The 20,746-nt window shown below is 67.5% G+C and carries 21 protein-coding genes; 12 read left to right on the top strand and 9 right to left on the bottom strand.

The window, feature by feature from the left end; all coding sequences use genetic code 11:
- Positions 1–250: 250 nt before the first annotated feature.
- The 11 genes from CKY51_RS14460 (at position 251) to pdeM (ending at position 11,488) form a co-directional block, all read left to right on the top strand.
- Entirely contained in the window at positions 251–1,426 is a 1,176-nt protein-coding gene (locus CKY51_RS14460) for a thiolase family protein (protein ID WP_152249415.1), read from the top strand.
- A gap of 122 nt (positions 1,427–1,548) precedes the next feature.
- On the top strand, positions 1,549–1,890 hold the full coding sequence (locus CKY51_RS14455) for a hypothetical protein (RefSeq protein WP_022973396.1): 342 nt from the start codon (positions 1,549–1,551) through the stop codon (positions 1,888–1,890).
- 242 nt (positions 1,891–2,132) lie between these two features.
- Positions 2,133–2,459 (top strand): XAC1346 family secretion chaperone, encoded by a 327-nt coding sequence (locus CKY51_RS14450; protein WP_022973395.1) that lies wholly within the window; start codon positions 2,133–2,135, stop codon positions 2,457–2,459.
- A 108-nt stretch (positions 2,460–2,567) separates the two neighbouring features.
- On the top strand, positions 2,568–4,274 hold the full coding sequence (locus CKY51_RS14445) for a diguanylate cyclase (RefSeq protein WP_022973394.1): 1,707 nt from the start codon (positions 2,568–2,570) through the stop codon (positions 4,272–4,274).
- A 94-nt stretch (positions 4,275–4,368) separates the two neighbouring features.
- On the top strand, positions 4,369–4,932 hold the full coding sequence (locus tag CKY51_RS14440; RefSeq protein WP_022973393.1) for a bactofilin family protein: 564 nt from the start codon (positions 4,369–4,371) through the stop codon (positions 4,930–4,932).
- Positions 4,929–5,294 (top strand): hypothetical protein, encoded by a 366-nt coding sequence (locus CKY51_RS14435; protein ID WP_022973392.1) that lies wholly within the window; start codon positions 4,929–4,931, stop codon positions 5,292–5,294. Before CKY51_RS14440 ends, CKY51_RS14435 begins: the two co-directional genes overlap by 4 nt.
- A 238-nt stretch (positions 5,295–5,532) precedes the next feature.
- Positions 5,533–6,543: a ligase-associated DNA damage response exonuclease gene (locus CKY51_RS14430; RefSeq protein WP_022973391.1), complete on the top strand. Its 1,011-nt coding sequence runs from the start codon at positions 5,533–5,535 to the stop codon at positions 6,541–6,543.
- Positions 6,540–6,767, top strand: coding sequence for a hypothetical protein (locus CKY51_RS14425; RefSeq protein WP_022973390.1), 228 nt, complete (start codon positions 6,540–6,542; stop codon positions 6,765–6,767). Before CKY51_RS14430 ends, CKY51_RS14425 begins: the two co-directional genes overlap by 4 nt.
- Positions 6,764–8,368, top strand: coding sequence for an ATP-dependent DNA ligase (locus CKY51_RS14420; protein WP_022973389.1), 1,605 nt, complete (start codon positions 6,764–6,766; stop codon positions 8,366–8,368). Before CKY51_RS14425 ends, CKY51_RS14420 begins: the two co-directional genes overlap by 4 nt.
- A complete protein-coding gene (locus CKY51_RS14415; protein ID WP_022973388.1) occupies positions 8,365–10,854 on the top strand; it encodes a ligase-associated DNA damage response DEXH box helicase in 2,490 nt (829 codons plus the stop codon). Before CKY51_RS14420 ends, CKY51_RS14415 begins: the two co-directional genes overlap by 4 nt.
- Positions 10,844–11,488: a ligase-associated DNA damage response endonuclease PdeM gene (gene pdeM, locus CKY51_RS14410; RefSeq protein WP_022973387.1), complete on the top strand. Its 645-nt coding sequence runs from the start codon at positions 10,844–10,846 to the stop codon at positions 11,486–11,488. Before CKY51_RS14415 ends, pdeM begins: the two co-directional genes overlap by 11 nt.
- On the opposite strand, the gene CKY51_RS14405 is transcribed toward pdeM, so the two are convergent.
- From CKY51_RS14405 to rlmD, 8 genes are all read right to left on the bottom strand, one after another.
- Entirely contained in the window at positions 11,485–12,756 is a 1,272-nt protein-coding gene (locus CKY51_RS14405; RefSeq protein WP_022973386.1) for an FAD-dependent oxidoreductase, read from the bottom strand. The two genes, pdeM and CKY51_RS14405, sit on opposite strands and share 4 nt — an antisense overlap.
- A 365-nt stretch (positions 12,757–13,121) precedes the next feature.
- Positions 13,122–13,328 carry a cold-shock protein gene (locus CKY51_RS14400; protein ID WP_022973385.1) on the bottom strand — a complete coding sequence of 69 codons (207 nt, stop codon included), beginning with the start codon at positions 13,326–13,328 and terminating at the stop codon, positions 13,122–13,124.
- Positions 13,329–13,413: 85 nt separating this feature from the next.
- On the bottom strand, positions 13,414–14,166 hold the full coding sequence (locus CKY51_RS14395) for an S-methyl-5'-thioinosine phosphorylase (RefSeq protein ID WP_031340331.1): 753 nt from the start codon (positions 14,164–14,166) through the stop codon (positions 13,414–13,416).
- A gap of 76 nt (positions 14,167–14,242) precedes the next feature.
- Entirely contained in the window at positions 14,243–14,797 is a 555-nt protein-coding gene (locus tag CKY51_RS14390; RefSeq protein WP_022973383.1) for a hypoxanthine-guanine phosphoribosyltransferase, read from the bottom strand.
- Positions 14,797–15,804 (bottom strand): beta-N-acetylhexosaminidase, encoded by a 1,008-nt coding sequence (gene nagZ, locus CKY51_RS14385; RefSeq protein ID WP_022973382.1) that lies wholly within the window; start codon positions 15,802–15,804, stop codon positions 14,797–14,799. Before nagZ ends, CKY51_RS14390 begins: the two co-directional genes overlap by 1 nt.
- Positions 15,805–16,042: 238 nt before the next feature.
- The gene (locus CKY51_RS14380) at positions 16,043–16,723 is read right to left on the bottom strand and encodes a DsbA family oxidoreductase (RefSeq protein WP_022973381.1); all 681 of its coding nucleotides are present in this window, start codon (positions 16,721–16,723) and stop codon (positions 16,043–16,045) included.
- 283 nt (positions 16,724–17,006) lie between these two features.
- Complete coding sequence (locus tag CKY51_RS14375) at positions 17,007–17,492, bottom strand: CYTH domain-containing protein (protein WP_022973380.1); 486 nt, start codon at positions 17,490–17,492, stop codon at positions 17,007–17,009.
- Positions 17,493–17,578: 86 nt separating this feature from the next.
- Positions 17,579–18,913: a 23S rRNA (uracil(1939)-C(5))-methyltransferase RlmD gene (gene rlmD / locus CKY51_RS14370; RefSeq protein WP_022973379.1), complete on the bottom strand. Its 1,335-nt coding sequence runs from the start codon at positions 18,911–18,913 to the stop codon at positions 17,579–17,581.
- 158 nt (positions 18,914–19,071) lie between these two features.
- On the opposite strand from rlmD, the gene CKY51_RS14365 reads away from it, so the two are divergent.
- Entirely contained in the window at positions 19,072–19,794 is a 723-nt protein-coding gene (locus CKY51_RS14365) for a response regulator (protein WP_022973378.1), read from the top strand.
- Positions 19,795–19,966: 172 nt separating this feature from the next.
- Here CKY51_RS14365 and recO read toward each other — a convergent pair whose 3' ends face one another.
- A complete protein-coding gene (recO, locus tag CKY51_RS14360; RefSeq protein ID WP_022973377.1) occupies positions 19,967–20,722 on the bottom strand; it encodes a DNA repair protein RecO in 756 nt (251 codons plus the stop codon).
- Between the last annotated feature and the right edge of the window lie 24 nt (positions 20,723–20,746).

The following is a 20,746-nucleotide window of genomic DNA, read 5'->3' as shown; positions in this document are numbered from 1 at the left end:
ACCCCCACCCCCGCCACCGCCACCACAGGCGGTCAATGCCACGGCTAGCGCCGACGCCAATACGGTGATGGCGACTTCCTTCGTCTTCATTGTGCGGCTCTCCCCGAACCCATTCCTGGCGGCGCCGCCACGACAGGGCGCCAATGCGCCGTTTATACGCCATTGAACAACCACTGTCGCGCTCACTTGGCGCTGGCGCGAATCGACCGCCAGGTCGATAATCGTTTCACTTTAAACGGTAATGGTCCCCATGTCCGACATCGTCATCGTCGCTGCAAAACGTACTGCCATCGGTTCGTTCCTTGGCCAGTTCAATGGCGTCCCCGCACCGACGCTGGCCGCGACCGCCATCAGCGGGGCATTGGCGCAGTCGGGCCTGGCGCCGGCCGATGTCTCGGAAGTGATCATCGGCTGCGTGCTGCCGGCCAACCTGGGCCAGGCACCGGCGCGGCAGGCGGCCATCGCTGCCGGCATTCCCACCTCCACCGGCGCGACCACGATCAACAAGGTCTGCGGTTCGGGCATGAAGGCGATCATGTTCGCGCACGATCTGATCAAGGCTGGCTCGGCCAGTGTCGTGGTCGCCGGCGGCATGGAATCGATGAGCAACGCGCCGCACTTGTTGCCCAACTCGCGCACCGGCAATCGCTACGGCAATTTTCAGGCAGTCGACCACATGGCCTGGGACGGTTTGACCAATCCCTATGACGGCCAGGCGATGGGCGTGTTTGGCGAAGCCACTGCAGAAAAGCTCGGCTTCAGCCGCGCCGACCAGGACGCCTTCGCGATCGCCTCGGTCGAGCGCGCCCAGGCCGCACAGCGCGACGGTGCGTTCGCTGCGGAAATCGTTCCGGTCACCGTGACCACCCGCAAGGGCGAAGTCGTGGTCGATGCCGACGAGCAACCGGGCAAGTCCGACATCGGCAAGATCCCCACGTTGAAGCCTGCGTTCAAGAAGGACGGCACAGTGACCGCCGCCAGTTCCTCCAGCATTTCCGATGGCGCGGCGATGACGGTGCTGATGGCGGCTGACGAAGCGCAACGACGTGGAGTGACGCCGTTGGCGCGCATTGTCGGCCACGTCACCCATGCACAGGCGCCGGAGTGGTTCACCACTGCCCCGGTCGCAGCGATTCAGTCGCTGATCGAAAAGATCGGCTGGAATCTGGAGCAGGTCGACCTGTTCGAGATCAACGAAGCCTTTGCCGTGGTGGCGATGGCGCCGATCAAGCAATTGGGCATTCCGCATACCAAGGTCAACGTGCACGGCGGCGCCTGTGCGCTCGGTCATCCCATCGGTGCATCCGGCGCACGGTTAGTGGTGACATTGGTGAACGCGTTGCGCAGCCACGGCAAAACCCGCGGAATCGCAACCCTATGCATTGGTGGTGGCGAGGCAACCGCCATCGCTATCGAATTGATTTAATTGAAATTAACAGCGAATTTTCAAAACTGAATGCGCGCGCGCTTGACACTAGTCTTCGGGCCGTCATCATGTCGGGGGCGCGCACTAGCGCGTTGCCTAATCTAACGACGAGGATTGAAACAATGACCATCAACAAGCTGCTGATCGCAATGGCTCTGGGTCTGGCCCTGACCGCTTGCTCGAAGCCGGAACAGGCTCAGGACGCTGCTGCTTCGGCCAACGAAGCCGCCACCGACGCTCAGGCCGCTGCCGACCAGGCTGCTGCTCAGGGTTCGCAGTCGGCTGACGCCGCTCAGGCTGCTGCCAACACCGCCGCTGCTTCGGCCGACACCGCTGCCGACGCTGCCCAGGCCGCTTCGGGCGCCGCGACCGACGCTGCTGCCGAGCAGGCTGCTGACGCCGCCAAGACGGCTCAGGACACCGCCGAAGCCGCTAAGGACACCGCTCAGGAAGCCAAGAAGTAATCACTTCTTCGCCTCAAGCGAGTCTGGAAAAAGCCGCTACTCCCTAGCGGCTTTTTCTTTGCCCAGAGAACATCATCCTGCACGTGGATCGTCTTCGCGCCCGCGCGCGATTGCCGGCAATACGGCATGCACTCTCTGCCCCGTCCTGCCGAGCCCGAACGTCCGCCTGGCCGCATTGACGCCGACTGCATTCCCCCATGCCTAAGCTCGGCTCTCCCAACCGGAACAGGACCCGCATCGCCATGAGCACTCTCCGCCTCTTCTCGCTGAGCGCAGTCGCCACCCTCGCCCTCGCCGCTTGCCAGGGCCCGGACGCCGAGCAGGCGCAACGCGACGCCGCCTCCGCCGCCAAACACGCCGCCGCCGCGACCGAACAGGCCGCCGATCGCGCAGCGGTGCAGGCCAAGGAGGCGACCGCCGACGCGCGCGTCGCCGCACGCGAATTGGCCGCCGATGCAAGCCGGGCGACCGCCAATGCGGCCGACGCCACCGCCGACAAGACCAGGGAAATGGCCAACAAGGCCGAACAGAATGCGGCCGAGCACAACGCCGAGCATTCCCAGCACTGAGCCCAACGGCAGGTTTGACGTGATCGCACGCCCGTTGCCATTGGCGACGGGCGTTTTCTATAGCAATGGCATGCGCTGCGGCTGAGTCCGAAGGCTAAAATCCGCACCATGTCTACATCCTTCATTTCCCGGCGCCGCAATCAGCTCGCGCTGCTGTTCGCAGGTCTGATCTTCGTGGTGATCGGCGTCGGTATCTTCGTCGGTGCGCGTCGCTCGGTGGCCGACGCCGCGCTGGTCGCACATACCCACGAAGTCATCGGCCGCGTCGACGAAATCCAGGCCAGCCTGCTCGATGCCGAGTCGGCCCAACGCGGCTACCTGCTGACCGGCAACGAAGCCTATCTGCAGGATTACCAGAGCAGCGTGGAGCGACTGCCGCTCCTGCTCGACAAGCTGCGCGGCAAGATCGCCGACAATCCTGCGCAAGAGCGCCATCTCGATCAACTGCAGCGACTGGTGAACGCGCGCTTGCAGCAAATCCAGCAGGTATTGGACATCTATGCGGGGGGCGGCCTGGAGCCAGCGCGCAGCAGCATCCGCCAGGGCGCCTTCCGGACCACCAGTGCGATACGGGAGTTGGCCTCGACGATGGTGCAACGCGAACAGGAATTGCTGGCCCAGCGCGCCGAGAGCAGTCGACAGAGCGCAGCGCTGCTGCTGGTGCTGGCCTTGGCGGGCATCCCATTCGGGGTCGCCGTGGTCGCAGTGGTCTACAGCTTGCTGATGCGCGAACTGCGCCATCGCGCAGAGGCCGAACGAGCCGCCGCGCGCGCCAACACCGAGCTGGGCGCGAGTATCGAAGCCCTGCAGCGCAGCACCGCCGATCTGAATCTGCTCAGCCGCTATACCGGACTGCTGCAGAGTTGCGTCAGCGCCGAAGAAGCGCTGGAAGTCAGCAGTCGCATCCTGTCACGGTTGCTGCCCGGCGTTGCAGGAAGCGTCTACCTGCTGCGGGCCTCGCAGGATCGCGCCGAGGTCATCAGCCACTGGGGCGAACAGTTGGTGCAAAGTGCCCCGCACCTGCTACCGGAAGAATGCTGGGCGTTGCGCCGTGGGCAGCCGCACGTCATCGAGCAGATGGATCGCGACGCCGTGTGCGCGCATATCGACGCGAGTCCCGACGTGGCGGCAACGACCGCCTGCCTGCCGATGTCGGCGCAAGGCACCCAGCTAGGATTTCTGTTCCTGTCCGCGCCCGGGCCAGGCCCGCTGCCGCGGTTGGAAATCGCTGAAGCAGCCGCCGAACAGCTCTCGCTGGCGCTAAGCAATTTGCGTCTGCGTGAGTCGCTACGTCGACAATCGATCCGCGACCCGCTGACCGGGCTGTACAACCGCCGCTACCTGGAAGAAGCGCTGAGTCACGAACTGGCGCGGTGCGCACGCCGCGACTTGCCGCTGTCGGTGCTGATGCTGGACGTGGACCACTTCAAGCAGTTCAACGACAGCCAGGGACATGCCGGTGGCGATCTGCTGCTGGCCGCCGTGGGTGAATTGCTGCAGACCCGCCTGCGTGCCGAGGACGTGGCCTGCCGCTACGGCGGCGAGGAGTTCACCGTCATCCTGCCGGAGACCGATGGCGAGGAAGCATTGCAACTGGCCGAACAACTGCGCGCCGACATGGCGGCGCTGAGGGTCAACGACGGTGCCCGCCAGCTGCCGCAGGTGACGACCTCGATTGGACTGGCCAGCTTTCCGCTCGATGGCGAGCTGGGCTCGGCACTGATCCAGAAGGCCGATACGGCGCTCTACGTGGCCAAGCGTAACGGCCGCAACCGGGTCCAACGCCATCAGAGCGCAGATCCATCGGTGTCCTGACCCTCCAGCCAGGGCGCTGTAATGCGCGCTGCGTCACATAAAAGATCGCCGTGCGCAGCGATAGTCGAGGCGACCCACCCGAACGAGGTTCCCGATGTCGATGTGGCGCGATCCTGGCAACACCAAGAAAGACGGTCTCCCCGCTGTTCCCGAACCACCCGCCGCGGCCGATGGCCGGCTGTTCGGCGCCGAGACGGGGGCCACCCCGCCTGGCGACGCAGCGAGCGCAACCGCTCCGGTGCAACCTATTGCCAGCGGGGCACCGACCAGCACCGCCAAGGAGTCGTTGATCGCCGCCGACATCAGTATCGAAGGCAAGATCGAAGGCGCCGGCCATGTCCGCCTGGCCGGCCGCTTCAAGGGCGACGTCAACGTCAAGGGCGATCTGACGATCGAACGCGGCGCCAAGCTCAACGGTGGCGTGCGTGCCAACAAGGTGATCATTGCCGGCGAACTGGAAGGCAATATCGAGTCGGCCTCGCAGGTGGAGCTGCAGACCTCCGGCCTGTTGGTCGGCGACGTCAAGGCCGGCAGCCTGACCGTGGCCGCCGGCGCACGCATGCGCGGCCAAGCCGATTTCGGCTGGGGTGAGGACGGCGCCAAGCCGGCCAAATCGCCCGGCAAGGCCGCAACGGATGGCGACGCCGGCAGCACATGAGCTCACCCCGCCCCGGGACGCCAGGCGCCACCCGCAGTTGCCCCCACTGCAAGGCCACGATCCTGGAGAGTGCGAGCGTCTGCCCTGCCTGCCGGCATCATCTGCGCTTCGATTCGGCTGCGCTGCAACACGCGCAGCCGGCGCCGATCGTGCCGCTCAAGGTCGAGGGCACGATCCGCCACCCTGCCGAGGGCGAGGCGTTGGAATACACCGTGGTGGTGTCGGTGCGTAACGGCAAGGGCGAGGAGATTCGCCGCCAGATCGTGGACGTGGGTGCGATGTTCAGCGGCGAGGAGCGCAGCTTCAGCCTGGCAGTCGAAGCCAAGGCGGTGCGCGGTGGCGGACGCCGGACGCGGCACTGACTCACGACCCACGCCAACACCGGCGGCGCCGGTGTTGGTGCATAGAAGCAGTCTCCGCAGACGCGCCGAAGGCAACGTCATGGTGCCCGGCCCGGTCACTCCACACCGCTCCTGCCGCGCTGCCCACCGATAGGGCATGGCCGGTGCGTTGCACTGAGGCGCACCGGCCTCTGACTGCCCGGCCGGATCGCCGCTCCCATTCTCAGGATCTGCACACCGGCTTGGCCAGAGTTGCCGCATGCACGACGGCCCTCACACGCCTGGCGACCTGGTGGTATTGCGGCCCGAAGGCCTGTACTGCCCCCAGGGCGACTTCCATATCGACCCCTGGCGCCCGGTGCCGCGGGCGGTCATCACCCATGGGCATGGCGACCACGCGCGCAGCGGCATGGGCGCGTATCACTGCACGCAGGACAGCCTGCCGATCCTGCGCTGGCGGCTGGGCGAACAGGCGTATCACGCGCACGCCGATGGCGAGCGCTTTCAACTCGGGCGCGCAAGCGTTTCACTGCATCCGGCCGGTCACGTGCTCGGCTCGGCGCAGGTGCGCATCGAGGTCGATGGCGAGGTGTGGGTGGCCTCGGGCGACTACAAACGCCAGCACGATCCCACCTGCAAGCCATTCGAGGTGGTGCCGTGCGACACCTTCATCACCGAGGCCACGTTCGGCTTGCCGGTCTACCGCTGGCCGGCGACCACAGCGGTGGCGGCCGACATCGTGGCTTGGCGCCAGGAATGTGCGGCCCGTGGCGAAGCGGCGCTGTTGTACTGCTATGCGCTGGGCAAGGCGCAACGCGTGCTGGCCGAGCTGCGCACGCTCGACAGCCAACCGGCCCTGCTGCATGGCGCGATCGCCGCCGGCGTGGAGGTCTACCGCCAGGCTGGCATCCCGATGCTGGAGACCCAGCCTGTCAGCGAGCAGGCACGCGGTGCGGATTACGCCGGGCAGTTGGTGCTGGCGCCGCCCTCGGCCGCCGGCAGCGCATGGATCCGCCGCTTTCGCCGCGCACAGCAGGGCTTCGCGTCCGGCTGGATGCGACTGCGCGGCAATCGCCGCCGCCGCAACTACGACCGCGGCTTTGTCGTATCCGACCACGCCGACTGGCCGGATCTGCTGCGCACGATCGAACAGACCGGTGCGCGCCGGGTCATCGCCACCCACGGCAACACCGATGCGTTGATCCGCCATCTGCGCGAGCACGGCGTCGCTGCCGAAGCCTTCCGTACCGATTTCGGGGCCGAGGAATGAATCCCTTGCCCGCCCGCGGCTGTCTGCGCGCACGGCCGCGCATCCGTCTCAGCGGCGCGCTCGTCTTTCGTCGCCATGCGCTGGCGTTTCGCCTGCATCGCGCCGTGCCGGCGGCGACGCTGGGGCCGCCACGGCTGCGACGGCCGCGGCCCTTGAGTGCGTTCACCCGCCGTGCGCTGCAACTGCGTGCCACGGCGCGGTACGAGACAGGCAGCCAGACGTGAGACGTTTTGCCGCGTTGTATCGCCGCCTGGACCGCAGCACCGGCACCTTGGACAAGCGCGCCGCCGTGGTGGCGTATTTCCGCGATGCGCCAGCGCCCGATGCCGCCTGGGCGCTGTTCCTGCTGTGCGGCGGCAAGGTCGCCGGCGCACGCATGCGCATCGCCAGCAGCGGCGAGTTGCGCGAATGGATCGCCGAGGCCGCCGGCATCGCCGACTGGTTGGTCGCCGACAGCTACGACCACGTCGGCGATCTGGCCGAAACCCTGGCCTTGCTGCTGGACGACCCGTCCAGCGCCGCCGACGATGTACCGCTGGCCGAATGGATCGAGCACCGTCTGCTGCCGATCGCCAACCAGAACGTATCGATCCGCAAGCAATGCATTCTGCAGGCGTGGCGCACGCTCGCCTTCGACGAACGCCTGGTGTTCAACAAGCTGCTCACCGGCGCGCTGCGCGTCGGCGTCTCGCAGCGGTTGGTGCAACAAGCGCTGGCCGAACTGTCGGGTGTGGACATCGCACGCATCGCCCAACGCATGCTCGGCAGCTGGCGCCCGCACCCGACCTATCTGGCCGAGCTGCTGACCCATGAAGAACTGCCTGGCGATCGCCAGCAGCCCTACCCGTTCTTCCTGGCATCGCCGCTGGAAGCGGAGGTCGAGAACCTGGGGCCAGTCGAGGATTGGCTGCTGGAGTGGAAGTGGGACGGCATCCGCCTGCAGCTGATTCGTCGCGCCGGTGAAGCGGCGCTGTGGTCGCGCGGCGAGGAGCGGCTGGATGGGCGCTTTCCGGAGATCGAGCAGGCCGCATTGGGCTTGCCCGACGGCACCGTGATCGATGGCGAACTCTTGGCATGGCAGCCAGAGCAGCCCTTGCCGCTGCCCTTCACCGCGCTGCAGACGCGCATTCAACGGCTCAAGCCCGGCCCCAAGACGCTCGCCGCCGCACCCGCGCGCGTGCTCGCCTACGATCTGCTGGAACTGGACGGCGAAGATCTGCGCGAACGGCCGCTGCGCGAACGCCGCGCCTTGCTCGACGACGTGCTCGCCAAGCTTGCCGATCCGCGGATCGGCGTCTCGCCGCTGCTGCAGGCCGCCGACTGGCAGGCTGCCGCACAGGCACGTCTGCAAGCGCGTGCGCGCGGCGTCGAAGGGCTGATGCTCAAGCGCAGCCTCTCGCCGTACCAATCCGGCCGTCGTCGCGGCGACTGGTGGAAGTGGAAGATCGACCCGCTCACCATCGATGCGGTCTTGTTGTACGCGCAGGCCGGACACGGACGGCGCAGCACGCTGTACACCGACTACACCTTCGGGCTGTGGCACGAGGGTCAGCTGGTGCCGGTGGCCAAGGCGTACTCCGGTCTGGACGACAAGGAGATCCTGCAACTGGATCGCTGGATCCGCGCCAACACCACCGAACGCTTCGGGCCGGTGCGAGCGGTGACCCCGCATCATGTGTTCGAGTTGGGCTTCGAAGCCGTCAATCGCAGCAGCCGACACAAGTCCGGCATCGCCGTGCGCTTTCCACGCATCCTGCGCTGGCGGCAAGACAAGCCCTTCGCCGAGGCCGACCACCTGCACACCCTGCAGGCGCTGGCGCGATGACGCTAGCGGCGACCGCGGTGGGGACGCCGCTGCAACGGTGGCGGGCGTGGTTCGCGCAGCGCGGTTGGACGCCGCTGCCGTTCCAGCGCGCGATGTGGAAGCGCTACCTGGCGGGCGAATCGGGGCTGCTGCACACGCCGACCGGCAGCGGCAAGACCCTCGCTGCATTCGGCGGCCCGTTGCTGGAAGCGCTGGCCGCCACCACAGCGGCGAGCACACCCACGCCGCGCAGCGGACGACGCCAGCCGCAGCGCGACCTGCAGGTGCTGTGGATCACCCCGCTGCGCGCATTGGCGGCCGACACCGCGCGCGCGCTGCGCGAGCCGGTGGAGGCACTGGGCCTGGGCTGGCAGGTGGGCTTGCGTACCGGCGATGCGAGCGCGCGCGACAAGCGCCTGGCGCGCAGCGGCAAGCTGGATGTCCTGGTCACCACGCCGGAGTCGTTGGCGCTGCTGCTGTCCTATCCCGATACCGCGCCGCAGCTGGCCGCCTTGCGCTGCGTGATCGTCGACGAATGGCACGAGCTGGTCGGCAACAAGCGCGGCGTGTTGCTGCAACTATGCCTGGCGCGCCTGCGCGCCTGGACGCCGGGTCTGCGGATCTGGGGACTGTCGGCGACCCTGGGCAATCTGCAGCAGGCACGCGATGTGCTGCTGCCGCACCAACCCGACGCGGCGCTGGTCTCCGGTGTGCCGCCGCGGGCGATGACCCTGGAAACCTTGCTGCCCGACAGCGGCGAACGCTTTCCGTGGGCCGGCCATCTCGGCCTGGCGCAGCTGGCACGCGTGCTGCAGAAGATCCTGCAGCAACGCACCAGCCTGGTGTTCACCAATACCCGCGCGCAGGCCGAGCTCTGGCACCAGGCCTTGAATGCAGTCTGGCCCGAGGATCCAGCGACCCTGGCCCTGCATCATGGCTCGCTGGATCCAGCGCTGCGCATGGCGGCCGAGCAAGGCCTACGCGATGGCAGCCTGCGCTGCGTGGTCGCCACCTCCAGCCTGGATCTGGGAGTGGACTTCCCGGCCGTGGATCAGGTGTTGCAGGTCGGCAGCCCCAAGGGGGTGGCGCGGTTGCTGCAGCGTGCCGGACGTGCGCGCCATCGTCCGGGGACCGCCGGTCACGTGGTCTGCGTGCCATCGCACGCGCTGGAACTGGTCGAATATGCCGCCGCCCGCCGCGCGATCGCCCATGGTCAGATCGAGTCGCGGCCACCGCCACGGCTGTCGCTGGATGTGTTGGCGCAGCACTGCGTGACGCTTGCGCTGGGTGGCGGCTTCGATGCCGACGCGCTCCTTGCAGAGGTGCGCGGCACCGATGCCTTCGCCGCGCTGGATGCGGCAACCTGGCAGGCCGTACTCGATTTCATCGTGCAGGGCGGCAGCGCGCTGGCGCACTATCCGGATTTCCATAAGGTCGTGCGCGATGTCGATGGCCGCTATCGCGTCAACGACCGCCGGGTTGCGCTGCGCCATCGGCTCTCGATCGGCACCATCACCAGCGACGGCAGTGTGCGCGTGCAGTTCTTGCGTGGCGGGCGACTGGGCGCGGTGGAGGAACAGTTCATCGGCCGCCTGCGGCGCGGCGATCAGTTCCAGTTCGCCGGGCGGCTACTGGAGCTGGTGCGGCTGGAAGACATGACCGCTTACGTGCGGGTGGCCCGCAGTGGCAGCGGCGCGGTACCCAAATGGATGGGCGGCCGCATGCCGCTGTCGTCGGCGCTGGGGCGCGAAGTGGAAGCGGTGTTCGCCGATCCCGGCGATGCGCCGGAAATGCGCGCGCTGGCGCCGCTGCTCGCGCTGCAGGCACGGCTATCCGCCCTGCCCGGGCCCGGCCATCTGCTGGTGGAGAACATCAAGGCCCGCGATGGCCGCCATGTGTTCGTGTATCCCTTTGCTGGCAGGCAGGTCAACGAAGGGCTCGCCGCCCTGCTCGCCGCACGCTGGGGCCGGCGCCAGCGCAATACCTTCAGTTTTGCCGCCAACGATTACGGCTTCGTGCTGTCACCGGCACAGGACGCGGCGATCGATGCGGACGTGCTGCAGGCCTTGTTGTCGCCGGCCCAATTGTTCGACGACCTGCGCGACAGCCTCAATCTGGGCGAGCTGGCGCGCCGTCAGTTTCGCGAGATCGCGCGGGTGGCAGGCCTGTTGTCGCCGGCACTCCCCGGACGCGCACCGCGCAGCCTGCGCCAACTGCAAGCCTCCAGCGGCCTGCTGTATGACGTGCTGCAGCGTTTCGACCCCAACCACCTGCTGCTGGCACAGGCTGAGCGCGAAGTCTTCGAAGGGCAGCTGGAACTGGCACGCCTGGCCGCGGCACTGGAAGACTGCGCGCAACGCCGGCTCTGCCTGTGTACGCCGCGCAGCCTGACGCCATTGTCGTTCCCGCTCTGGGCCGAGCGTGTACGCGGCCAACTCAGCACCGAAGACTGGAAAGAACGCGTGCTACGCGCCGCCACCCAATTGGAACGCCGGCATGAACGATAGCGTGCACCTGCAACTGGCGGGCGAAGCGGTCGAACTGCTCGGCGATCGCGCGCTCTATCGGCCCACGCATCGCGCCTTGTTGATCGCCGACCTGCATCTGGGCAAGGCGGATGTGTTTCGCCGTGCCGGCATCGGCCTGCCCGCCGGCGGCACCGCGCTCGACCTGGAACGATTGGACCGACTGTTGGCGGCACGGCCGGTCCAGGCGCTGTGGATCCTCGGCGATCTGCTGCATGGTCCAGCGCCACGCGCGGCCTGGCACCGACGCTGGAGCGCGTGGCGCGAGCAGCACTGCGCACTGCGTGTGATCGCCATCCGCGGCAACCACGATCGCGCCGTCGGCGGCGCCGACCTGCATATCGAAGCGGCCGGAGAACAGGTCGAAGATGGCCCGTTCGTGCTGCGCCACGACCCGTTGCCGCATCCGCATGGCCACGTGCTCTGCGGCCACTTGCATCCACTGGCCGCACTGCCCGGTCTGTCGCGACGCTGGCCAGCATTCTGGCTACGCGAACGCGTCACCGTGCTACCGGCGTTCTCGCACTTCACCGCCGGCATCGTGCCCATGCTCGCTCCCGGCGAGCGCTTGGTCGCCTGTGTCGAAGGTGCGGCTCTGGCCTTGCCGCCGCGCTAGCGTGCCGGCGCCAGCGCGGCAGCGCTGGACGGCTGCGCTGCCACCGCCTGCGACAACGCGTCGACAAACGCGGGCTGCAAGGCCAACGCACCGAACCAGCCATGCTGGGTACCGCTGAGCACGCGCAACATATGCCCACGTCCACCCGGCACGCGGCCCATCGGCCGCAGCAACAGATCGCGGCCGCGCGCCCACAGATCGCGCTCGGACTGGAACAACGGCGTCAACCAGCGACTCCAGCGATGGTAGATCGCCACGTGCGCCTGCCGCTCGCGTTGATAGTGGTGCAAGGCGGTGTCCAGATCGGCCGCCGCACGCAAGGCATCGCGCAACGCCAGCGCATCCAGCAGCGCCATATTGACGCCCTGCCCCAACTGCGGACTCATGGCATGCGCGGCATCGCCGGCCAGCACCACCCGACCACGGTGCCAGCGCGCCAACACCGCATCGCGGTAGCTGGCACGCGCAAGCATGGTGTGCAGTTGCACGCCATCCATCCGCGCCAACGCATCGGGCCACATCTGTGCGATCTCGGCGCGCCACGCCGCCATGCCGCGTTGCTCCCAGCCGGCAAAATCGCTGCACGGCAGGCTCCAGAAGAAACTCAGCCGCGGCACCGGGTCGTCGGGCCGGGTTCCCACCGGCAGCAGCCCGATCATCTTGCGCGCGCCGATGTAGCGCTGGCGCAACTCATCGACGAACGGCCAGTCCTCGCGTGGCAACAGGCACCACAATGCGCCCCAGGGATAGACCCGATCCAGCCGCGTTCCTTGCACCTGCGCGCGCAGCGCCGATGCCGCACCGTCGGCGGCGATGATCAGATCGTAAGGGCCATGCCAGTGCCCGCGTTGATCCTGCACGCGTGTGCCCTGCTCGTCGATCGCGACGATCTGCGTATCGGCATGCAGGTGCGCGTGCTCCGGCCAGGCATCGCGCAGCAGCGCGAACAACGCACCGCGCTGCATGCCAACGCCCACTAGGCGCCGATCCAGGTCGCGATACTGCATGTCCATCACCGCCCTTCCGCACGGCGTCTCGCCATACAAGCGGCGCACCGGTGCGCCGTGCGCCAGCACCTGCGGCAACAAGCCCATCGCCCACAAGACTTGCAAGCCGCTCGGCTGCAGCAAAAAACCCGCACCAACCGGTCCCGGCGTGGTTGCGCGCTCGAAGACGTCCAGCCGATGCCCATCGGCGCCCAGCAAGACGGCCAATGCCTGCCCGGCGGTTCCATACCCCACCACTGCAATGCGCAATGCCTGTTGCATCTTCCCTGTCCTAGAGCGTGTTATGTATGTTGAGATGAGTGCGAAGCGTGCTGTGGCGCGTCGAGACAAGGCGTGCGCTGCAGCCCAGGCTAGCCGCCTGGGCAGAGCGCGCAACGCGGTATCGGCGCGCCACAGGACGCTTCCCGGAGGGCTGGCCGTCAGCGGCACGGAGCGTGCGTCGCGCAGCTTGCCTTGGCGGCCAGCCAAGCCGGCGCCACGCAGCACCCGCTCCGCACCGCTGACGACCAACGCCTCTCATCTCAAAGTGCATAACACGCCCTAGCTCACTGGCAATGGATCAGATCGCTGCCGGTGGCAAAAAAAACCCCGCCGAAGCGGGGTTTTTCAATCGCGCAGTCGCGTGTTCACTCAACCGGCGTAATGTTCGAAGCCTGAGCACCCTTGGGGCCCTGGGTCACGTCATAACTGACGCGCTGGCCTTCCTGCAGGCTGCGGAAGCCCTTGGCATTGATCGCGGAGAAGTGCGCGAAGACATCGGCGCTGCCGTCCTCCGGTGAGATGAAGCCAAATCCTTTGGCGTCGTTGAACCACTTGACGGTACCGTTCGGCATGGTGATGCGAGACCTTTGCAAAATTAATGGGTGGTGTACGGCTGGCGTACGCGCCGAGTATGCAAAGCTTATGCCCCGATGACAATCACCCGCGTGCAAGTTCCCCGACCAGTTCCGGCAGCCCCGCCGAGGCGGCATCGACGTTGGCCAGGACCTCGGCCATGGTGATTTCCTGGGCGTCGCCGCAGCCTGCCGCCCAGTTGGCCACAATCGCCAAACAGGCGTACTCCAGGCCTTTTTCGCGCGCCAGCGCGGCCTCGGGCATGCCGGTCATGCCGACCAGGTCGCAGCCATCGCGGCGCATGCGGGCGATCTCTGCAATCGTTTCCAACCGCGGCCCTTGTGTTGCACCGTAGCATCCGGCGTCGACCAGCGTGACGCCCGTCACCTTGGCCGCGGCAATGATCTTGCTGCGGAACATTGGCATGTAGGGGTGGCCGAAATCCACATGCTGCACCTCGCTGTCCGGTTCTTCGCAGAAGGTGGAAACGCGGCCCCAGGTGTAATCGATCAACTGATCCGGACAGGCGAGCACGCGCGGCCCGAACCGTTCGGTGATGCCACCAACCGTATTGAGTGCCAGCACGCGGGTGGCGCCGATTTGCTGCAATGCAGCGACATTTGCGCGGTAATTGACCTTGTGCGGCGGCAGCGAGTGGCCCTCGCCATGCCGCGCCAGGAAGGCCACGCGCTGGCCCAACAGCGTGCCGACGCGGATCGGACCGGAGGGCGCGCCGTAGGGCGTGTGCACCTCATGACTCTGCACATCCTGCAACTGCGCAAGCTTGTAGACGCCGGTGCCGCCGATGACGGCCAATGCGATGGAAGTGGGGGACACGCTCAACCTCTGCAACGAAAATCGGATCGACGCGCATGCGCAACGAACGCACGCGCAACGGAACGCCGCGTTGGCGTCATTGCTTCATCGCGTAGATCGCCGGGATACCGCGCAATTGCTCGCCGACATCCATGCCGAAGCCGAACACATAGCGATCGGGCACTTCCACGCCGACATAGTCCGCGCTCACGCCCGGCACGCAACGATCGTGACGCTTGACCGTCAACACCGCCACGCGCACATCGGTGGCGCCCTGCTCCAGGCACCACTGGCGCACGGCCTGCAGCGTATAGCCTTCATCGAGGATGTCGTCGACCAGGATCACCCGGCGCCCGAACAACGCCGTCGCCGGACGGTGCTTCCACACCAACTCGCCGCCACTGGTCTGTCCGCGGTAGCGCGTGGCATGCAGGTAATCGAACTGCAGATCCTGACCACGTTCGCCCAGCGCCAGCGCCAGCTGGCCAGAGAACGGCAGCGCACCGTGCATGATGGTGAGATACACCGGCACCTCGCCGGCATAGTCGCGGGCGATGGATTCGGCGATGGTGGCGATGGCGGCATCGATGGCCGGGCGATCGACCAGCAGGTCGGCTTGGGCCAGGGCCTGCGGAATGGTAAGCGTGGACATCAGGCAGTTCTTCCGAGAGAGGCGGAGACGTGGGAGTGGGGAGCGGCATCCGGACCACCGGCGAGCAGGCCATCCCAGCCCAACGCGCCGCGGCCGATCAGGCCGATGAGTGCTGCGGTATTGAGACTGCGACCAGCCACGGCCTGCAGCGATTCGGCGACCAATTCGGGGTGGCAGACCAGGACGACGTCGCAGCCGGCATCCAGGTGCGCATGCACCCGTGCGGTCACGCCGCCGGCAGTGAACGAGGCGGCCATGCCGATGTCGTCGGAAAACACCACGCCGCGAAAGCCCATCTGGCCGCGCAGGATGTCGGTGATCCAGCGCGGCGAATAGCCTGCCGGTTCCGGCGCCACCTGCGGGTAGACCACGTGCGCCATCATCACCGCATCGGCCCCGGCCTCGATCCCGGCCACGAACGGCACCAGGTCCTCGGCCTGCAAGACGTCCAGCGGTCGCGGATCGGTGGCTTTGTCGACATGGGTGTCCTCCAGCACGGTACCGTGGCCGGGGAAATGCTTGAGCGTGGCGGCCATGCCGGCGGAGTGCAGCGCCTGCACATAGGCGCGGGTGAAGGTCGCCACCACCTGCGGATCGTCGCTGAAGGCGCGATCGCCGATGGCGCGATTGCCGCGGGCCAGGTCGACCACCGGCGCAAAGCTCAGGTCCACGCCGCTGGCGCGCACCTCACTGGCCATCAGGCGCGCATGGTCGCGTGCCAGTTCCAGCGCGCCGTCCGGATCCTGCGCGTAGCGCTCACCGAAGCTCTGCAACGGCGCCAACGCGCTGTAGCCCTCGCGGAAACGCTGCACGCGACCGCCTTCCTGGTCGACGCAGATCAGTTGCGGCCGCGGCGCAGCGGCGCGGATCGCCGCCGACAGCTCGGCAACCTGCGCGCGCGAAGCGAAATTGCGCTTGAACAGCACCACCCCGGCCACTGCATCGTGCTGCAGCCAATCGCGCTCCTGCGCGCTGAGTTCGGTACCGGCGACGCCGATCAATAGCATTGTGGGCACACTCCCGGGCCAGGCGCCGGACTGGCGCAGCGCGGCATTGTCGCAGATGCGCGCAGCAGCGTCAGATTGCCCATTCAGCGAAGGGCTGCGCAGCGACCGCAGACACCACGCCGGCGCCCACCAGCGCGACGGCCTTCAGTGCCCAGAGAGCCCTTGCATTTGCATCGTCAGGGCTTGCCATCGCACTGGCCGGCATCGCTCGCGGCCTGCCAAGCGGCCGCGGCCGCCGCTAGTGGGCGCAGGCATCCGGTCCACAGGCGGCCGCGTCAGTACCAGCACTGGCCTGCGAGAGTTGCAACAGTGCCCGCGCCAGCGCTTCGGGCGGCTGCGCGCCCTGCACCAGGTGACGGCCATCGATGACGAAACTGGGAACGGCCTGGATGCCCAGCGCCGCGGCCTGGGCCAGCTCGGCCTCGACCTCGGAGATACCGTCCTGGCCATCGAACAGTGCGCGCACGCGGGCCTGGTCCACACCACCGGCGGCACCGGCCGCGATCAAGGTGTCGAGCGCAGCCAGATTGCGACCCTCTGCGAAATGGGCATGGAACAGCGCCTCGGCCACCGCCTCGACGTCGCCCTCCCGCGCGGCCAACCACAGCAGCCGATGCGCGCGCCGGGTATTGACGTGGACCTGTCCGCGATCGAAATCGAACGGCAGGCCCTCGGCACGCGCGGTGGCCTGGGTCTGGGCCAGCATCGTTCCGACCCGCTCGGCGCCACCGAACTTGCGCGCCAGCGCTTCGCGCAGCGGCACCGGCTCCAGGCCGGCGTCTGGCTCCAACTGAAACGGGTGATAGTGGATCTCCAGCGCAGGCGCCTGTGCACCCAACAGGGCGATTGCCTGCGCCAGCCGGTGTTTACCGATCCAGCACCAGGGACAGGCAAGATCGGACCATAGATCGATACGCATCGGCGACGCTGCCAGCGGGAGGGAAGACGAGCTTACGCGCTGCGTGGCCTGGCTGACGTGTGGCGCGTGGCACGCTGTGTCGCGAGCGGGGCACCATTCGCACGCCCCACCGATGGATCGTTCGCTCGACGCGATGCAGGCCAGCATGCGGCGTCGCTGACGCATGAACGACGGCGGGTGCAGCTGCAGGCGCCTGCGCGACCGGCTCGCCCGCACCGCGTCGTCGGTTCGCTACCGCGATCGCTTCGGCGCGAAGCCGCAGCGCAGCCCGCGCTGGCTGCCGCTACCAGCGATTGAACGGATGCGAGGCCAATGCCAGGTTGTAGTAGCGCAGATCGTCGGTGACTTCCTTGCCAATCCATTCCGGCCTGGCGAAGTCCTCGTTGGCGCTGCCCAATTCGATCTCGGCCACCACCAGGCCGGCGTTATCGCCGAGGAATTCATCCACTTCCCAGAGATGGCCCTGGTGCGTCACCAGATGCCGGCGCTTGTCGATCATCCCGCCCACGCACAGCGCCAGCAGCGCGCGGGCATCGTCGACGGGGATGGGATAGTCGAACTCCTGGCGGGTATGGCCGAGCTCGCGCGACTTGAGGTTGAGGAAGGCGCTGTCGCCCTGCAGACGGACGCGCACCGACGCCTTCTGCGCACCGCTGTCCATCGCCGCCTGATCGTTGATATAGCCCTGTGCCATCGGGATGACCGCGTGCGCGGCCTGGCGCCAGCCGTCGCCGACGACGAGGAATTTACGTTCGATTTCTAGCGGCATGCGATCGGATCCGGAGTAGGTATGTGTCTGGCGATGAGGATGACCAATCGCGCTGCCTGCGTGAGCGACGACGCGGCCACCCGCGATCAACGTCGTTCGAACACCGCAATGCTTTCCACATGCGCGGTATGCGGGAACATGTCCATGGCACCGGCAGCGGTCAAGGCAAAACCCTGCTCGTTGACCAGATAGCCGGCATCACGCGCCAGCGAGCCCGGATGGCAGCTGACATAGACGATGCGCGCGAACGACTTCAACGGCAGCTGCCGCAACACGTCGATGGCGCCGGAGCGCGGTGGGTCCAGCAACAGCTTGTCGAAACCCTGGCGCATCCACGGTGCATTGCGCTGGTCCTGGGTCAGGTCGGCCGCATGGAACTGCGCATTGGCCAAGCCATTGCGCTGCGCGTTCTCGCGCGCACGCGCCACCAGCCCGGCATCGCCCTCGACGCCGACCACTTCGCGCACGCTGCGCGCCAGTGGCAGGGTGAAATTGCCCAGCCCGCAGAACAGATCCAGCACGCGGTCATCCGGCTGCGCATCCAGCAAGGCCAGCGCGTGGGCGATCATCTTCTGGTTGAGGGTGGCGTTGACCTGGATGAAATCCAGCGGCCGGAAGGCCAGCTCGAGATCCCATTGCGGCAACCGGAACGACAACGGCACCTGCTGCGGCCAGAGCGGGTGCACGCTGTCTACGCCACCGGGCTGCAGGAAGATCGCAAACCCGTTGGTTTGAGCGAACGCGGTGAGCGCAGCGCGGTCAGCCTCGCTCAACGGCTGCAGGTGCCGCACGGTCAGCGCCACGGTGTCGTCGCCGGCGATGAACTCGATCTGCGGAATATCACGTTTGCCGTCCAGGCCCTCCACCAGCGCGGCCAGCGCCGTGATCTTCTCGCCGATCTGCGGAATGACCGTATGGCAGACCGACAGGTCGGCGACGAAACGCGGATCGAGCTCGCGAAAGCCCACCAGCGTCTTGTCCTTCTTCTCCACCCGTCGGACCGAGAACCGCCCCTTGCGCCGGTATCCCCAGTTATCGCCGACCAGCGCCGGCAGTACCGACTGCGGGGTCACATGGCCGATACGCTCCAGGTTCTCCATCAGCACGCGCTGCTTGGCGACGATCTGCTGGTCCTCGTCCAGGTGCTGCAGCACGCAGCCGGCGCAGACGCCGAAGTGGGGGCAACGCGGAACGACCCGTTGCGGCGAGGCCTGCAACACCTCTACCGTCCTGGCTTCGTCGAAATGACGGCTGCGCGCGGTTGGCTCGGCCAACACGTGCTCGCCAGGCAACGCGCCGCTGATGAAGGTCACCTTGCCGCCCTCGCCCTCGCGGCGCGCCACGCCGCGGCCGTCGTGGCTCAGATCGGTGATGGCGGTTTGGAAAGGCGTGCGGTCGAAGCGATTTCTGGATCTGGCCACGTGGCGGCAGCTGCGTGCAAAAAAGGGTGCGTATTGTCGCAGATGCGATGCCTGGCGGCCGCCTCCTGTCCCAGGACAATTGTCGGCTTGCACAAACGCAGGCACACTCCTCCGCAGCCAGCCTGGGTCCCGGGTCGGCACGCTGACAAGGAGGCAGCATGAACATGGCGACACGTCAGGACCCCCACCCTCGGCTGCTGCTGGTGGAGGACGATCCCACCAGCCGAGGCTTTCTGCAGGCGGCCCTTGAGGCTCTGCCAGCGCAGGTGGATTGCGCCGATTCGCTGTCTTCAGCGCTGGATCGCGCCCGCAGCCGCCGCCACGATTTGTGGTTGATCGACGTCAACCTGCCCGACGGAACCGGAAGTGGCCTGCTGCGGGCTCTGCGCCTGCTGCATCCAGATGTGCCGGCACTGGCACATACCGCCGACGGCACCGCCGGCATGCAGATCAGCCTGCAAGCGGATGGCTTCCTGGAAATGCTGGTCAAACCGCTCAGTTCGGAACGTCTGCTGCAGGCGGTACGGCGGGGCCTGGCGCGCGGCCGCTATAGCATCACGCCGGTAGGCGTGGTCGACATCGCCGCCAGCGATTGGGATGAAGCGGCGGCGCTGAGTGCGCTCAATGGCCAGCAGGACCATTTGCGCGCCCTGCGCGAACTGTTCCTGGCCGAACTGCCTGGCACCCGCGATGCAGTCGACTCGGCATTGCTGGTCAGCGACGAGCACGCCTTGCGCGCGCATCTGCATCGGTTGCAAGCCAGTTGCGGCTTCGTGGGTGCCGCCCGCCTGGCCGGCGCCGTCAGGCTGTTGCGCGGCGACCCGCAATCCACCACCGCACAAACCCAGTTCCACGCCGCCGTCGCTGCCCTGCTGCACTGAGCAGCGTGCAGCAGCGGGCGCCAGCGGCCGGACAGCCCTGTCTGAGCAAGCGCCGAGGCGCATACACCACGCTGGCGCCATTCTCCGCCCTGACGCCGTCTCGGCAGTGCACGGCGCCGCTCGCGACCGGCACCTCCGCCCACGCTCCCGCCAGCCGCCTGAACGCCGCTGCTCAGTCCTGTCGATCTCCCCCCGCCAGGGGCGCGCCGGCGACGCGGCGGGACAGGTCTTCCAGCATTTCCCAGGACTTGAGTCCGCGTCCGCCCAGATGGTGCAGCAGCACCGCACGCATGCTGCGGCGTAGGCCGGGCAGGTCCTCGGCAAGTGGGAGTCGGTCCTGCCCTAGCGCCAACAGTGCCGCGCCAGTGACCGTTTCACGGCGGTCCTGCGCCATCCGCTCGCTGTGCACGCGTTGCGGCCCCTCCTGCGGATCGAGCCGGTAGCGCGCCGCCGGATCGATCGGCTGGCCATCGGCGGCCGCCTGAAAATCGAACCCGACGCCCAGGCCTTCGAGTACATCGCGCTCGAACCGGCGCAGGTTCCAGGCCAGCGACTGCGACGACCCCAACCGCTCCCGTGCCTGGGCATAGCAGGCGAACAGCTCGGGCACCGGAACGTGCCGCGGTGCCAGCCGTAGCAGCAATTCGTTGATATAGAACCCGGCCAGCATCGCCTCGCCGCTGAGCCGCGGCGCGGTATCCATGGCGTCGGCCTGGCGCAACTGCGCCAGCTCACCGCGCTGTGCGGCGCTGAACTGGATCAACTGCAACGGTTGCAACGCCGCCCGCAAGGTCTGCCGGCGCGGCCCCTGCACGCCGCGCGCCAACAGCCCTAGACGCCCGTACTGCTCGCTGAGCACTTCCACCAACAGGCTGGTCTCGCGCCAGGCACGCACGTGCAGGACGAAGCCGCGCTCGTGCTCGATCATCGATGGGGCCGGGACTCGGGACCC

Source organism: Xanthomonas maliensis, from assembly GCF_009192945.1.
Taxonomy (GTDB): domain Bacteria; phylum Pseudomonadota; class Gammaproteobacteria; order Xanthomonadales; family Xanthomonadaceae; genus Xanthomonas; species Xanthomonas maliensis.
This window is presented reverse-complemented; position numbering and strand designations above follow the sequence as displayed.

Excerpts from the sequence above, each read along its gene's own strand:
- CKY51_RS14460 (WP_152249415.1), top strand. The coding sequence starts at position 251 with ATGTCCGACATCGTCATCGTCGCTGCAAAACGTACTGCCATCGGTTCG.
- CKY51_RS14455 (WP_022973396.1), top strand. The coding sequence starts at position 1,549 with ATGACCATCAACAAGCTGCTGATCGCAATGGCTCTGGGTCTGGCCCTG.
- CKY51_RS14450 (WP_022973395.1), top strand. The coding sequence starts at position 2,133 with ATGAGCACTCTCCGCCTCTTCTCGCTGAGCGCAGTCGCCACCCTCGCC.
- CKY51_RS14445 (WP_022973394.1), top strand. The coding sequence starts at position 2,568 with ATGTCTACATCCTTCATTTCCCGGCGCCGCAATCAGCTCGCGCTGCTG.
- CKY51_RS14440 (WP_022973393.1), top strand. The coding sequence starts at position 4,369 with ATGTCGATGTGGCGCGATCCTGGCAACACCAAGAAAGACGGTCTCCCC.
- CKY51_RS14435 (WP_022973392.1), top strand. The coding sequence starts at position 4,929 with ATGAGCTCACCCCGCCCCGGGACGCCAGGCGCCACCCGCAGTTGCCCC.
- CKY51_RS14430 (WP_022973391.1), top strand. The coding sequence starts at position 5,533 with ATGCACGACGGCCCTCACACGCCTGGCGACCTGGTGGTATTGCGGCCC.
- CKY51_RS14425 (WP_022973390.1), top strand. The coding sequence starts at position 6,540 with ATGAATCCCTTGCCCGCCCGCGGCTGTCTGCGCGCACGGCCGCGCATC.
- CKY51_RS14415 (WP_022973388.1), top strand. The coding sequence starts at position 8,365 with ATGACGCTAGCGGCGACCGCGGTGGGGACGCCGCTGCAACGGTGGCGG.
- pdeM (WP_022973387.1), top strand. The coding sequence starts at position 10,844 with ATGAACGATAGCGTGCACCTGCAACTGGCGGGCGAAGCGGTCGAACTG.
- CKY51_RS14405 (WP_022973386.1), bottom strand. The coding sequence starts at position 12,756 with ATGCAACAGGCATTGCGCATTGCAGTGGTGGGGTATGGAACCGCCGGG.
- CKY51_RS14400 (WP_022973385.1), bottom strand. The coding sequence starts at position 13,328 with ATGCCGAACGGTACCGTCAAGTGGTTCAACGACGCCAAAGGATTTGGC.
- CKY51_RS14390 (WP_022973383.1), bottom strand. The coding sequence starts at position 14,797 with ATGTCCACGCTTACCATTCCGCAGGCCCTGGCCCAAGCCGACCTGCTG.
- nagZ (WP_022973382.1), bottom strand. The coding sequence starts at position 15,804 with ATGCTATTGATCGGCGTCGCCGGTACCGAACTCAGCGCGCAGGAGCGC.
- CKY51_RS14380 (WP_022973381.1), bottom strand. The coding sequence starts at position 16,723 with ATGCGTATCGATCTATGGTCCGATCTTGCCTGTCCCTGGTGCTGGATC.
- CKY51_RS14375 (WP_022973380.1), bottom strand. The coding sequence starts at position 17,492 with ATGCCGCTAGAAATCGAACGTAAATTCCTCGTCGTCGGCGACGGCTGG.
- CKY51_RS14365 (WP_022973378.1), top strand. The coding sequence starts at position 19,072 with ATGAACATGGCGACACGTCAGGACCCCCACCCTCGGCTGCTGCTGGTG.
- recO (WP_022973377.1), bottom strand. The coding sequence starts at position 20,722 with ATGATCGAGCACGAGCGCGGCTTCGTCCTGCACGTGCGTGCCTGGCGC.